This window comes from Anaerostipes sp. 992a, from assembly GCF_001940245.1.
Taxonomy (GTDB): Bacteria; Bacillota; Clostridia; order Lachnospirales; family Lachnospiraceae; genus Fimousia.
Window position 1 is genome coordinate 1,071,430 of record NZ_MJIG01000004.1, and the last position, 14,810, is coordinate 1,086,239.

A 14,810-nucleotide genomic window follows, 5' to 3' on the forward strand; every position below is an offset into this window, starting at 1 on the left:
GTTGTCAAGAGATCGGCAGTTCTAATCAGGGAGAGGTATGACTCACATGAGTCACACCTCTCCCTAAATTTTTTTAAAAATAGGCGCCGAACGAACCGTTCGACGCCTTTGTCAGCTTTACAACCCCTTATTCCTGAGAACCCACTTCTGTAACAGATTTTACCAGACCTGCCAGACTCTGAATTTCAGATGGAATAATAATCTTGGTTGCTTTTCCATCTGCTGCCTTCGCAAAAGCTTCTAAGCTCTTTAACTGAATGACACTTTCATCTGCAGATGCTTCCTTTAAGAAACGAAGACCATCTGCATTCGCCTGTTGAATACTTAAGATCGCCTGTGCTTCCCCTTCTGCTTCCCGGATCTTAGCTTCCTTCACCGCTTCCGCCTTTAAGATAGCAGCTGTCTTATCCGCCTCTGCCTGAAGAATGACAGATTCCTTATGTCCCTCTGCACGAAGAATTGCTGATTTCTTTTCTCCTTCTGCGATCAGAATCTGTTCACGACGTTCACGCTCTGCTTTCATCTGCTTCTCCATAGCATCCTGAATTGCTGCTGGTGGGATAATATTCTTGAGTTCTACACGATTTACCTTAATTCCCCATGGATCTGTTGCTTCATCCAGAGTTGCGCGCATCTTAGTATTGATGGTTTCTCTTGATGTCAATGTCTCATCCAATTCCAGATCACCGATGATATTACGCAGTGTGGTTGCGGTCAGATTCTCAATGGCCATGATGGGATTCTCCACTCCATATACAAACAGCTTAGGGTCTGTAATCTGAAAGAATACAACCGTGTCGATTCTCATGGTTACATTATCCTTTGTGATTACTGGCTGTGGAGCAAAATCTACCACTTGTTCCTTCAAGGTTACCTTCCGTGCAACCCGGTCAATCAAAGGTACCTTCATATGAAGCCCCGCCGTCCATGTGGCCTGATACGTTCCTAATCTTTCTAATACATAAGTATGTGCCTGTGGCACGATTTTTACACAGGATGCTAAGATCAGAATAATAAAAATAACAAAAATCGCTAAAATCATTTGGTTCCCTCCTTCACGATCGGTTCTACTAATAGCTTCACTCCCGAAATCTCTCGGATGATCACTTCCGTTCCTGCCTCTATGACACTTTCTCCATCCAGAGGCCGTGCTGCCCAATCCACATCATTGATGCGAATGTTCCCGGCAGGCTCTGTTGGGTCAATGGTCACTGTCACTCTGCACTTGCGTCCAACCAGTGCGTCCGCATTGGTCTTTTCCACTTTAGAATTCATGTACTTTACCGCTACTGGTCTTGTAAGTACCAATAAAATCACGGATACCACAATAAAGCTTCCAATCTGAAGCAGCATTGGTCCATGAAATGCCGATACAATGGCTGCCACAACGGCGCCTCCTGCAAACCAGATACTGGTAAGACTTACGGTAGCAATTTCAATTAATAGTAGTATTGCCGCACCGAGCAGCCAGTATACTGTCATCATACTCTTCACTCCCTTCTGGCATGTTGCATGCTAAGATTCTTGTCGCTGTCTCATAGTCTCATACATGAGAACAGTCGCTGCAACCGCAGCATTCAGCGATTCCACCTGGCCACACATTGGAATCCGAATATACCGCTCTGCCATGGCACTTAAGCCATCACTGAGCCCATTTCCTTCGTTTCCAATCATAAATGCACAGCTTTCTTTCAAATTACTTTGATATACATTCTCTCCATCCAGACGAGCTGCATAGGAATGAATCTTATGCTCATTTAATTCCTTCATGACTTCTTTCAAATCCTCTGCATAAAAGAACGGAACCCGGTAAATCGATCCCATCGTGGATCGGATCACTTTCGGATTATAGATATCTACCGTATCCCGGCTCATGATCACACCGGTCACTCCAGCTCCTTCTCCAGTACGAATCATCGTCCCCAAATTACCTGGATCCTGAATGTTTTCCAAAATCAAAAGGCATGGCTGGCTGGAAATCCCTAAAATCTCATCCAGCTTCCACTGCTTCTGCCGTACGATTGCCAGCACCCCCTGAGGCGTTACCGTATCTGAAATCTCTTTGAAAATCTTATCATCCACTAATTCATAGCTTACGCCGGCAAAGAGGATTTCATGTTTATCAAAAAAACTTTTTGTTGCATAAGCCTTCACTACACGGTCCTTTGGAACCTCCTGAAACATCCGAATTCCTTCTACCAGAAATACCTTCTGCTTTTTCCGTTCTTTGGACTGCTTTTTTAATTTTAAAAGATTCCGAATCTGTTGATTGTTCTTGCTCTCGATCATGCTTTCTTTCCTTTACCTGTTATTACAAAGAGTATATCATATTTTACAATATCTGTTTATTAAAAGGATGTTAAAGATGTTAAAAAAGGATGTTCTTCCATTAGAAAAACACCCTTTTATAGAAACATCTTTAATTTTCAATCACATCTTATGCGTTTGTTCCCATTGTCTTTCCTAAGATCTCAGCGATTTCTAACTGATAATCGTCAATATCTTTTGTCATTGCCAATGCTTCTTCAATATCAAAGTCAACATATTCACCATGCTTATATCCAACTACACGGTTTGTGCCACCTTTGATCAGTAAATCTACTGCATATGCGCCCATCATAGATGCATATACACGGTCTTTTGCAGTTGGGTTACCACCTCTCTGCATGTGTCCTAAGATAGTTGCTCTTGTTTCAATACCAGTAGCAGCTTCAATTCTCTTAGCCATTCCATAAGAATGTCCAACACCTTCTGCATTTACGATGATATGGTGGTTTTTACCTTTTGCTCTGGATCTTAAAATATTTTCAATGACTGCAGATTCTGTATTTGGTAAGTTTCCATCAAATCTTTCTGGAATTAAGATATTCTCTGCACCTGTTGCAATACCACACCATAATGCGATATATCCTGCATCACGTCCCATTACTTCGATAACGCTGCAACGTTCATGTGACATAGAAGTATCTTTGATCTTATCAATCGCTTCCATCGCTGTATTAACCGCTGTATCAAATCCGATGGTATATTCTGTACATGCAATATCCAAGTCAATGGTACCAGGAAGTGCAACTGTGTTCACACCTAATGCTGCTAATTTACCAGCACCACGGAAAGAACCGTCACCACCAATAACAACCAGACCATCAATGCCATGCTTTCTACAGATTTCTGCAGCTTCCTGCTGAACTTCTGGTTTTTTGAATTCTTCACAACGAGCGGTATAAAGAATGGTACCACCATGAGAAATGGTATTAGATACGCTCTTAGAATCCATATCGATGATTTCTTCTTTTAACAGTCCGCTGTATCCTCTCTTGATTCCCTTTACTTTTAATCCTCTTGCCAATGCTGTACGAACAACTGCACGTGTTGCAGCATTCATTGCTGGAGCATCTCCTCCACTGGTTAAAACAGCAATTGTACTAATCTTCTTACTTTCCATAATTGTTCCTCCATAATAAACTCATACGTGTTAGATTTTCCATACCATAAAAAACTACAATCAATTGTATTTTAATGCATTTTCCTAAAATTATCAATAGCCTTATCAATGACTTTTACATTTCCAAACCCATAATGTGCATGCAGAACCTCCAAAAACTGATCATCGTCTTTGACAGAATAAGATGGAGATAATCGCTTGATCGCTTTTTCCTTCCGACAGAACACAACAACGGGATTCGTTCCCTTATGTTCCTTTAAAATCTGCATAAAATGTTCACTTTCTTTGAAATATGCTTCTTTATCCTCAAACTGGACCCATATCTCCTTTGGAACCTGATCAAACGGCACTACCTGCTCGCAGATCAGCTTGCCTTCCTCTTCTGAGATGGAAGCCCTCCCCCGTATAAACACCTTGGCATCTTCCTTCAGATAATTCTGATAGAGGGCATAATCTCTTGGAAATACAATGACTTCCACTGTACCGCGAAGGTCCTCCAGAGTAATAAATGCCATGTTCTGATTATTCTTTGTTAGTTTTACCGTTTTACCGGCAACAATTCCTCCAAGAATATATGGCACCTGATCCTTCGCCTTTGCATGTCCGGTTTCTTCATCAATGAGAAAATCTGTCGTAGAGGCCGTTACATTCTTTCCAAGAACCTCCTGGTATTCATCTAGGGGATGTCCACTGGCATAGATTCCAAGCACTTCCTTCTCCATCGCCAGCTTCTGCTCATTACTATAGTCCTCCACATCCGGATAAGTAATTTCAAAACTCTTCTTATCCTCATCCGATAAGAAATCAAGCAATGACATCTGCCCTGCCATCTCATTCTTCCTCTCCTTCTGGACATTCTCAATGACCTGGACATAGATAAGCATCTTCTGCCTTCTGCTTCCCTTCAGGCTATCCAAGGCTCCTGCCTTGATAAAGCTTTCCACTGTCCGCTTATTGATTTCCTTGCTTGAGAGTCGCTCTACCAGATCCTTTAGATCTTTAAATTTTCCATGCTTCTCCCTTTCGGCAAGAATCGAATTGATGACCGGCTTTCCAAGGCTCTTGATCGCTGAAAGACCATATCGAATTCCCTGATCCGAAGCAGAGAAATTTCCTTCGCCTTCGTTAATATCCGGTGGCAGGATCTCAATACCCATCTTCCTGCAATTGTAAATGTAATCCGATACCTTTGCACCATTCCCTAACACAGACGTAAGTAGCGCTGCCATAAATTCCACCGGATAATAGTATTTTAAATATGCCGTCTGATAAGCCACTACTGCATAAGCAGCCGCATGCGATTTATTAAATGCATATTTAGCAAAATCGATCATCTCATCGAAAATATGATTAGCCGTCTGTTCCGGAATCCCTCTGGCAATACATCCAGGTACCCCCTCTGCTTCATTCCCATATACGAAGTTTTTGCGTTCTCTGGCCATCACATCTCCCTTTTTCTTAGACATGGCACGGCGTACCAGATCACTTCGTCCAAGGGTATAGCCTGCCAGCTTCATAACAATCTGCATAACCTGTTCCTGATATACGATACAGCCATAGGTCGGTGCTAAGATTTCTTCCAGTTCTGCACAATCATAGCTGATGGATTCCGGATGATTTTTCCCTTCGATGTATTTCGGAATAAAATCCATCGGACCTGGACGATACAGAGAAATCCCCGCAATGATGTCTTCCAGATTATGAGGCTTTAATTCCTTCATAAAGCTTTTCATCCCGGCACTTTCCAGCTGGAAGACCCCTTCGGTCTTACCCTGTCCGATCATCTCATAGACCCCTGCATCTTCCATGTTCAGATGATCCACATCGATCTTCTTCCCGGTATTCTTCTCAATCAGCTTGACTGCATCCTGAATTACTGTGAGCGTACGCAAGCCGAGAAAATCCATCTTCAATAGCCCCAATTCTTCAATGGTGGTCATGGTAAACTGTGTGGTAATCGCATCATCTGCCCCCTTTGAAAGCGGAACATATTCATCCAACGCCTTCTGACCGATCACGACTCCTGCTGCATGCATGGAGGAATGTCTTGGCAATCCCTCCAGACGCATGGACATATCGATGAGATATTTGACCTCTTCATCCGTTTCATAGGCTGTGCGTAAATCTTTCGATGCCTTCAATCCCTTCTCTATTGTAATATTCAGCTCATTGGGAATCATCTTGGCAATGGCATCGACCTTTGCATATGGAATATCCAACACCCTTCCAACATCACGGATGACCAGTCTGGCTGCCATGGTACCGAAGGTAACGATCTGAACTACCTGATCCTTGCCATACTTTTCAACCACATAGTCAATGACCTCCTGCCTCCGTTCAAAGCAAAAATCCACGTCAATATCCGGCATGGACACTCGCTCCGGATTTAAGAAACGCTCGAACAGCAGCTGATATTTGATCGGATCAATATTGGTAATGGCAAGGCAATAGGATACGATACTTCCCGCTGCAGATCCTCTTCCCGGTCCCACCGCAATACCATGATCTCTGGCATAGCGAATAAAATCCCATACGATCAGAAAATAATCCACATACCCCATGTTCTGGATCGTCGTAAGCTCATAATCCAGTCTTTCCTTTAATTCTTTGCCTGGATTCTCACCATATCGTCGGACCAGTCCAGTCTCACACAACATCTTTAGGTAAGAAAAGGCATCATAGCCCTCCGGCACGTCAAACTTTGGTACCTTCTGAACACCAAATTCAATCTCCACCTGACAACGATTTGCAATTTCGTGGGTATTGTCAATGGTCTGACTGGCATATGGAAACAGCTTACGCATCTCCTCTTCTGATTTTACATAATACTGGCCGCCCTCATAGCGCATACGGTCCTCATCGGCTACCTTCTTGCCTGTCTGGATACAAAGCAGAATATCATGGGCATCTGCATCTTCCTTTAATATATAATGACAGTCATTGGTCGCTACCATAGGAATTCCCGTCTCCTTAGACAGCTTTATAATTCCCGTATTTACTATAGTCTGTTCCCTGAGCCCATGATCCTGAAGCTCCAAAAAGAAATTTCCTTCACCAAAGACTGATTGCAGGTGGAGGGCTGCTTCCTTTGCCTTCTCATAATCACTGTGTCTTAAATTGGTCGCCACCTCCCCAGCAAGACAGGCACTTAAAGCAATGATTCCCTCGCTATAAGCCTCAAGTACTTCATAATCCACACGAGGCTTATAATAAAAGCCTTCCGTAAATCCTCTGGTCACAATCTTCATCAGGTTGTGATACCCTGTATCATTCTCCGCCAAAAGAACCAGATGATAGTACCCGTTCTCCTTCTCATGACGGGAGCCTCCGGTCACATAGACCTCACATCCAATAATCGGCTTGATTCCTTCTGCCTTACACGCTTTATAAAAATCAATCACTCCATACATAACCCCATGGTCTGTGATGGCAATGCTGTCCATACCAAGCTCTTTTACCCGCCTGGCCAACTCCTTGATCTTACTGGAGCCATCCAACAGACTATACTCCGTATGGACATGCAGGTGTGTAAAACTCATATTTCTTCCTCCAAAATATCTCTATAAGGTAATATCCTCAAACTTTACATTCATATAAGTATCATCATTATACAATCCTACCCAGAGAATACCATCCTGGTCAAAGCCATAATAATACTGCTTTTTCTTTACCAGCTCTTTCACTTCTTCTCTGGAAAATGTATCATCCATTCCTTCTATCATTATATCATAAAATTCATCATTGAATTGTACAAATTCAGTTAATGGAATCACTTCCATATTTTGTGCATTGAAAATGAAACTATAAAACTCATATTCGCTATCCTCTCCATTGATCATCTCATCTCCATATATCAAAAGGCTGATATGATCATCATCATAATAAGTTACATTGGAATAGAGCGATCCATCTGCGTCTATGCGGTTCTTTTTTGCATTTTCCCCCTTCTTCTCCCAACGTTTGTAAATCTGTTCCAATTCCTTTTGTACTGGAATATCTGCCTTGCTTCCATTTTTAAAAATATCACATACCTCTATATAATATCCATAAGGAATCCCATCTACGGAATACGTATAATCCTTTGACTTCCGATTCTGCAGATAATAGACAGGGTCCCCACTTACATAAGAGGTATAGTCATCGATCGCCAAAAGGTCTGAAAAACCATCCACTGAGATGGTTGCATCCCAATCCTCATCCTCGCCCAATGTATGATCCCAGAATATATCCAGAATCTCATTGATACTTTGGCCTGCTTTCTCTCCCCATTGTTTCACTGGCTCCAGGACTTTGATCACCTTATCATCCATATCATCCAGAAAACTTCCCTCCTCGGGCTTTATATCCAGATGAAAGCCACCAATCTCATTGGCAACCTCTGTAATGTCAGGAAGATCATCTACCACAAATAAGGTGATTCCAACCAAAAGTACCAGAACCCGCAAAAAGCTCTTCTTCTCTCCTGTATCCCTTGTTCTGGTAATCTTTTTCCCCTTATGGATTTTTTTACTGCTGTATGTATCGAACATGCCATCATCCAGACGCTGCTGCTGCTCCCGAAACTCCCTTTCCTTCTCCGGCTCGCAATGGGGACAATAATCTCTCTCTAAAACACGCCCACATTTGGGACAAAACTTAAAATATTCCGCCATAGATACCCCCCTTTCTTCTTATCCAGCTTCATTGCCAAATAACATTAATAAGATAAGATCTGTTCAATCTCCTTCTTCATTCCAGGCATGATAAAAGCCTCAGACAGACTTCTAAGTGCCTCTCTACCTTCCTGACGCTTGCCCTCTGCCAGAAGAAGCTTTCCTTCCAACAAACGATAGGTATAGGCCTTTTCATAAGATTTCTGTGGAATGGAAATCTCATCAAATGCCTCTCTGATCTTTGCTACTTTTGCTTCATCCATCTTATCTTTCGCAAGTGCAAAGGTCAGCTTACTGATCACATAGTGATTCTTAAGCTTTTTATCTTCTTCGTACTTTTTAAATAATTCCTGATGCTCTTTATAAACAGCTTCTGCCTGATCTAGCTGACCAAGGTGTACATAATTTAAAAACCGCTGATTATAAATAGCTGCCATCTGGCCCTCATTGAGATATTCATCCTCAATCTTCTCAATAACACCATTGGACTTCTCATACTGTCCATCGTGATAATAAGCTGTCGCAATATTGATCAAGAACATAGTACGATACGTCTTATTATCCACCTCTTTATAAAGACGTTTATTCTGAATAATATAATAATCGATTCTATGATTGTTGATCAAATCCCGGTTCAGATCATCTAACTGCTTATCAATCTTTTTATACTGGTTCCCTCTCTTTCTTCCCACCAGATACATTGCCAGCAGAATCACGATATAGAGTACCATCTTAATATTAAATCCAATGATGGGCTCCAATAATTCTCCAATCTTTGGAATCCCGATCAGGATAAATGCAATTGCTACAATTGTTCCAATGAATAATAATGTTTTTTCTGACTTTTTCATACCAAAAAGGTTCCTTTCTACCAAAAATTTTCATCTACTAATTTTACCATAGATTCATTTTAAATACCATGTAATTGACAAAAAAACGGCTCTAGAGTATCATTGAAACAAGATTAAGAAATGAGGTGTTATAATGAAAAAATTAAAAGATTTATTGCAAGAAATCCCTTATTCCCTCGTAAAAGGAAGTTTAGATACAGATGTCTCCGATATCATATATGATTCCAGAAAGGTCGGGAAGAATGCTGCTTTTCTATGCATCAGCGGAACTACCGTGGATGCCCATAAATTTATCCCGGATGCAATCGAAAAAGGCGCTTCTGTCATCATCATCGAAAAAGATGTAGATGTGGAGGCTGATGTCACAGTAGTAAAAGTAGAATCTGCAAGAAAAGCATTGGCTTATCTATCCGCAGCATATTTTGATTACCCTGCCAAGAAGCTGACTACCATCGGTCTGACTGGTACCAAAGGAAAGACAACTACTACTTATATGGTAGAAGCCATCTTAAAGCATGCCGGAAAGAAAGTCGGTGTCATCGGTACCATCGGTGCTGTCGTAGATGGTAAAAAGTACCATACCGACAATACCACTCCTGAATCCTATGAAGTACAATACCTGATGAGTGAAATGGTAAAGGCCGGCTGTGACTATATGGTCATGGAAGTATCCTCCCAGGGACTGATGATGAACCGCGTGGATGGATTTGATTTTGACTATGGCGTATTCACCAACCTTTCTCCTGACCACATCGGTCCAAACGAGCATAAAGATCTGGACGAATATATCTACTACAAGAGCCTGTTATTCCAAAGATGTAAGGTTGGCTTTTTTAACGCCGACGATTCCCACTTAGATGCCATCTTAAAGGGGCATACCTGTGAGGTCAAGACCTTTGGATTTGCGGAAGATGCCGATCTTCGTGCTTCCAACGACCATCTCTTCAACGAACATGGTCACTTGGGCATCAAATTTGACTTAAGCGGCGACATCAATACAGAGATGATCGTAAACATCCCTGGCAAATTCAGTGTATACAACGCTTTAGTCGCTCTTTCCATCAGTCATGCTTTGGGTATTCCAGTAGATGATATGAAGGAAGCGCTAAAAGTCATCCGCGTAAAAGGACGTGTGGAAATCGTACCAATTTCTAAAGATTTCACGATCCTGATCGACTATGCACACAATGCCATGAGTATGGAAAGCATCTTAGAAACCCTTCGAGAATACCATCCAAATCGCCTGATCTCCCTATTTGGCTGCGGTGGAAACCGTTCCAAGCTACGTCGCTATGAGATGGGCGAAACCTCTGGAAAGATGGCAGATCTATCCATCATTACTGCAGATAACAACCGCTTCGAGGATATTAAGGATATTCTGGCTGATATTAAGATCGGACTGGCAAAGACCGACGGTAAATTCGTAGAAATCGAAGATAGAACCGATGCCATCCACTATGCCATTGACCATGCCGAGAAAGGGGATATCATCGCTCTTCTTGGAAAAGGACATGAAGAATATATTGATGTAAAAGGTGTCAAATCCCATTACAGTGAACGTGAAATTATTGAAGCCTACGCAAAAGAAAAAGGAATGATCTAATTCCTCCCAAAAAACAAAAAAGGAATTTATTATGGAAAATATAACAATTCAGGACGTGCTTGCTGCTACTGGCGGCACGCTCCTTTGTGGAAACAAAGACAAAGTCATTACTCATTTTTGTATTGACTCTCGAGAAGCCGATGAAACCAGTCTGTTCGTGCCGATCATTGGAGAACGAGTGGATGCCCATAAGTTCATGGCATCCTGCCTGGATGCCGGTGCTGCAAGCTTTACTCAGGAACACGATGCCTATGAGCATACCCAGCCAGTCATCGCAGTGAAGGATACCATAAAGGCCATGCAGGACCTTGCCATCTTCTATCGCAATAAGATGAACCTTCCTATTGTGGCAGTTACTGGAAGCGTTGGAAAGACCACCACCCGTGAGATGATCACCTGTGTCTTAAAGGGTAAATTTAAGGCCTTTGAGACTTCTGGCAATCAGAACAGTCAGATTGGCGTTCCTCTCACCATCGATAAGATGAGCTTTGACGATGAGATTGCAGTCTTAGAACTTGGTATGAGTGAACGAGGACAGATCACAACCTTGACCAACATTGCCCAGCCAAATGTAGCTGTGGTTACCAATGTAGGCGTGGCTCATATCGAGCAGTTAAAGACAAGAGAGAATATCTGTCAGGAAAAATTAGATATCCAAAAAGGATTAAAGGAAGATGGTGTTCTCTTCATCAACGGAGACAACGATATGCTGTCCAAGTATGCACCAGAGCTGGTAACCCATCCATATCGTTTTTATGGTTTTGGGGAAAATTGTGATTTTCGCGCTACCGATATGACCGAAGCAGACGGTCAGGCCAGTTTCCTCTGCCACTTTGATGGAAGATCCTACCCAGTTACCATCAATACCCTTGGAAAACATAACGTATTAAATGCACTGGCTGCCATCGCCGTAGGCAATCACTTTGGCGTTCCTGTAGAAACTGCTGTAAAGCAGTTGATGCAATTTAAGGGACAGCGTCAATCCATCCGTGAAAGCAACGGATATACAGTCATTGACGATACTTATAACGCAAGCCCAGATTCCATGAAAGCAAGCTTAAGCATCTTAGATACCATGAAGGGAAAAAATCATAAAGTAGCTGTCCTTGCTGATATGCTGGAATTGGGAGAAAACTCCCCTCTCTATCATAAAGAAGTGGGAACCTATCTTGCTGGTACTTCCATCACTTATCTTTTCGCTGTGGGCGATCTGATCGACCACACCATTGAAGAAGTAAAGGAAAAAAATCCTTCTGTCATCGTCCGCAAATTCGATGATAATGAAAGCCTTACAGCTGCATTACAGAAATTCTTACAGCCAGGAGATGCCGTTCTTCTAAAAGGCTCTAATGGAATGAAATTAAAAGAAGTCGCTGCGGCTTTATAGTCACCAAAAAATGGAAAAGGAATCACACGAAAGGAGAGAGAACATGAATGCAAGCGTAGCAATTCAGACATTACCAGCTGCTCCAAATGATGAGGAATTAGTCCGCATCGTGGATGAGGTCATCGCTTATATTAAAAGCACTGGTAACAACTATTATGTAGGACCATTTGAAACAACAATTGAAGGAGACTACGATGAATTAATGGATATTGTAAAAGAGTGCCAGCATATTGCCATTAAAGCCGGTGCACCTTCGGTTGCTGCTTATGTGAAGGTAAGCTATAAACCAGAAGGAGATATCTTGACCATTGAAAAGAAAGTTACCAAACATCACCAGTAAACTGCCTTCCATCCTTACCATCTGTCTGATCTTAGTCATCTGGCAGGGTGTATCGATGGCAGGCATCATACCAAGCTTTATGCTTCCAGCTCCGGTTACGGTAGGAAAAGCGTTCATTGGTGATTTTCCTCTTCTGATGGAACACACAAAGGTAACGGTCTTAGAAGCATTTCTTGGACTGGGAGCCGGTATTGTCATTGGATTTTTTTGTGCGGTGCTGATGGATCACTTTGATTCGGTCTATAAGGCCTTATACCCGATCATTGTCATCACACAGACCATTCCAACCGTAGCAATCGCCCCTCTTTTAGTCCTTTGGCTTGGATATGAAATGGCACCAAAGATCGTATTGATCATCCTCGTTACCTTCTTTCCGATTACCATCGGATTGTTGGAAGGCTTCCGTTCTGCAGACCCGGATACCATCCGTCTGCTTCGTTCCATGGGAGCAACGAGAACTCAGATTTTCTTTCATATTAAGCTGCCCAGCTCTATGAATCAATTTTTTTCCAGTCTGCGGATTTCTGTATCCTACTCTATTGTAGGAGCTGTGATTTCTGAGTGGCTGGGAGGATTTTCCGGTTTGGGCGTTTATATGACAAGGGTCAAAAGCGCATTTGCCTTTGACCGGATGTTCGCAGTCATCTTTCTTATATCAGCCGTAAGCCTTGTGCTGATGTGGCTTGTAGAAATACTGCAAAAAAAATGTATGCCTTGGGAGAATGTAAAATGAAAAAGAAACTAACTGCATTATTATTAACCATACTTCTTGTTTTTGGTTTGACCGCCTGCGGTGGTTCTTCTGATTCTAAGAAGGAAGAGACCAAAGGCTCTGACAAGAAGGAAATCACAAGTGAAGAATTAACAGATATTACCGTTGTATTAGACTGGACACCAAATACCAACCATACAGGTCTGTATGTTGCCCAGAAGAACGGCTATTACAAAGAAGCCGGACTGAATGTTGAGATCGTTCAACCACCAGATGACGGTGCAGAAGCTTTAGTCGGCTCTGGGAAGGCTCAATTCGGAGTATCCTTCCAGGATACTTTAGCTGCTACCTTTGCAAGCGACGATCCACTGCCGATCACTACGGTGGCTGCTCTTTTACAGCACAACACTTCCGGTATTATTTCCCGCAAGGGAGACGGCATCGATCGTCCAAAAGGAATGGAAGGTAAGAAATACGCTACCTGGGATCTGGATATTGAAAAAGCCATCATTAAGGACGTAGTCGCAGAAGATGGCGGTGATCCAGAAAAGATTGAGATGATACCAAGTACCGTAACTGATGAAGTCAGTGCTTTAAAATCCAAATCCGTAGATGCCATTTGGATTTATGAAGGCTGGGCAGGAATTGCCGCTCAGGTTGCTGATTTTGACTATGATTACTTTGCATTTAAGGACATCAATGATACCTTTGATTACTACACACCAGTTTTAATCTCCAACAATGACTTCTTAAAGGATCATCCGGACGAAGCCAAAGCATTCCTGGCTACAACTGCAAAAGGATATGAATATGCCGTAGAAAATCCAGATGAAGCAGCTAAGATCTTATTAAAAGAAGCCCCAGAACTGGATGAAGAGCTAGTAAAGAAAAGCCAGGAATATATGGTTGACCAGTATATTGCTGATGCCGATCAGTGGGGATACATCGACGCTAAGCGCTGGAACAAATTTTATAACTGGTTAAATGAAAAGAATTTAGTGGATGGAACCTTAAAGGAAAATGTTGGATTTACCAATGATTATCTGGAAACAAAATAATGGCTGAATTAATTACAAAACACATTACCAAACAATTTGATAACCGTACGATCATTAAGGATATTTCCATTGAACTTCATGATCAGGAGATCGTAAGCCTTCTGGGAGTCAGCGGTTCCGGTAAAACTACCCTTTTTAATATCATTTCCGGCCTGTTAAAGCCGGAGGAGGGACAGGTCCTGTTAAATGGAACCGATATTACCGGGCAGGCAGGGATGATCAGCTACATGCTGCAAAAGGATCTTTTGCTTCCCTATCGGACCATTGAAGATAATGTAAGCCTTCCGCTGATCATCAAGGGCACGAAAAAGAAAGCGGCCAGAAAGATGGTACGCCCTTATTTCGAAGAGTTCGGATTATCTGGTACGGAAAAGAAGTATCCAAGCCAGCTTTCCGGAGGTATGCGCCAAAGAGCTGCTCTCCTTCGGACCTATATGTTCTCCAATGAGATCGCTCTGCTGGACGAACCTTTCAGCGCACTGGATACCATCACAAAGTCCGCCATTCATCGGTGGTATTTGGATGTAATGGAAGAGATCAAGCTTTCCACCCTCTTTATCACCCATGATATTGACGAGGCCATCCTGCTCTCTGACCGCATCTATCTGCTGACCGGCAGCCCGGGGCAGGTTACCGATGAGATCATCATCAAAGAGCCAAAGCCTCGACGAAAGGACTTTAATCTGACCAGTCAGTTCTTAGAATATAAGAAGACGATTATTGAAAAATTAGAGAATACTAGATAATAAAGTAAATAAGTTG

At 42.3% G+C, this 14,810-nt stretch carries 13 protein-coding genes; 6 read left to right on the forward strand and 7 right to left on the reverse strand.

The genetic code is table 11. The features are described from left to right. Positions 1–127 precede the first annotated feature (127 nt). From BHF69_RS09395 to BHF69_RS09425, 7 genes are all read right to left on the reverse strand, one after another. On the reverse strand, positions 128–1,042 hold the full coding sequence (locus tag BHF69_RS09395; protein WP_075670939.1) for an SPFH domain-containing protein: 915 nt from the start codon (positions 1,040–1,042) through the stop codon (positions 128–130). Then, a complete protein-coding gene (locus BHF69_RS09400; RefSeq protein ID WP_075670941.1) occupies positions 1,039–1,485 on the reverse strand; it encodes an NfeD family protein in 447 nt (148 codons plus the stop codon). The genes BHF69_RS09395 and BHF69_RS09400 overlap by 4 nt, the downstream gene beginning before the upstream one ends. Before the next feature lie 30 nt (positions 1,486–1,515). Next, positions 1,516–2,289, reverse strand: coding sequence for a TrmH family RNA methyltransferase (locus BHF69_RS09405; protein WP_075670943.1), 774 nt, complete (start codon positions 2,287–2,289; stop codon positions 1,516–1,518). Between the two features lie 148 nt (positions 2,290–2,437). Further along, a complete protein-coding gene (pfkA, locus tag BHF69_RS09410) occupies positions 2,438–3,445 on the reverse strand; it encodes a 6-phosphofructokinase (RefSeq protein WP_075670945.1) in 1,008 nt (335 codons plus the stop codon). A gap of 71 nt (positions 3,446–3,516) precedes the next feature. Continuing rightward, positions 3,517–6,984 carry a DNA polymerase III subunit alpha gene (locus BHF69_RS09415; RefSeq protein WP_075670947.1) on the reverse strand — a complete coding sequence of 1,156 codons (3,468 nt, stop codon included), beginning with the start codon at positions 6,982–6,984 and terminating at the stop codon, positions 3,517–3,519. Between the two features lie 21 nt (positions 6,985–7,005). Further along, positions 7,006–8,097, reverse strand: a complete 1,092-nt coding sequence (locus BHF69_RS09420; protein WP_075670949.1) for a zinc ribbon domain-containing protein — start codon at positions 8,095–8,097, stop codon at positions 7,006–7,008. A 44-nt stretch (positions 8,098–8,141) separates the two neighbouring features. After that, positions 8,142–8,948: a hypothetical protein gene (locus BHF69_RS09425; RefSeq protein WP_075670951.1), complete on the reverse strand. Its 807-nt coding sequence runs from the start codon at positions 8,946–8,948 to the stop codon at positions 8,142–8,144. 133 nt (positions 8,949–9,081) lie between these two features. Between BHF69_RS09425 and BHF69_RS09430 the strand changes: the two genes are divergently transcribed. From BHF69_RS09430 to BHF69_RS09455, 6 genes are read left to right on the forward strand one after another with little or no spacing between them, the layout of a single operon-like run. Beyond that, the gene (locus BHF69_RS09430) at positions 9,082–10,551 is read left to right on the forward strand and encodes a UDP-N-acetylmuramoyl-L-alanyl-D-glutamate--2,6-diaminopimelate ligase (protein ID WP_075670952.1); all 1,470 of its coding nucleotides are present in this window, start codon (positions 9,082–9,084) and stop codon (positions 10,549–10,551) included. 31 nt (positions 10,552–10,582) lie between these two features. Beyond that, the gene (locus BHF69_RS09435) at positions 10,583–11,938 is read left to right on the forward strand and encodes a UDP-N-acetylmuramoyl-tripeptide--D-alanyl-D-alanine ligase (RefSeq protein WP_075670954.1); all 1,356 of its coding nucleotides are present in this window, start codon (positions 10,583–10,585) and stop codon (positions 11,936–11,938) included. A 43-nt stretch (positions 11,939–11,981) separates the two neighbouring features. Further along, positions 11,982–12,278: a thiamine-binding protein gene (locus tag BHF69_RS09440; protein WP_075670956.1), complete on the forward strand. Its 297-nt coding sequence runs from the start codon at positions 11,982–11,984 to the stop codon at positions 12,276–12,278. Further along, positions 12,247–13,011 (forward strand): ABC transporter permease, encoded by a 765-nt coding sequence (locus BHF69_RS09445; protein ID WP_075670958.1) that lies wholly within the window; start codon positions 12,247–12,249, stop codon positions 13,009–13,011. Before BHF69_RS09440 ends, BHF69_RS09445 begins: the two co-directional genes overlap by 32 nt. Beyond that, positions 13,008–14,048 carry an ABC transporter substrate-binding protein gene (locus BHF69_RS09450; RefSeq protein ID WP_075670960.1) on the forward strand — a complete coding sequence of 347 codons (1,041 nt, stop codon included), beginning with the start codon at positions 13,008–13,010 and terminating at the stop codon, positions 14,046–14,048. Before BHF69_RS09445 ends, BHF69_RS09450 begins: the two co-directional genes overlap by 4 nt. Further along, positions 14,048–14,794: an ABC transporter ATP-binding protein gene (locus BHF69_RS09455; protein ID WP_075670962.1), complete on the forward strand. Its 747-nt coding sequence runs from the start codon at positions 14,048–14,050 to the stop codon at positions 14,792–14,794. The genes BHF69_RS09450 and BHF69_RS09455 overlap by 1 nt, the downstream gene beginning before the upstream one ends. Positions 14,795–14,810: the final 16 nt, after the last annotated feature.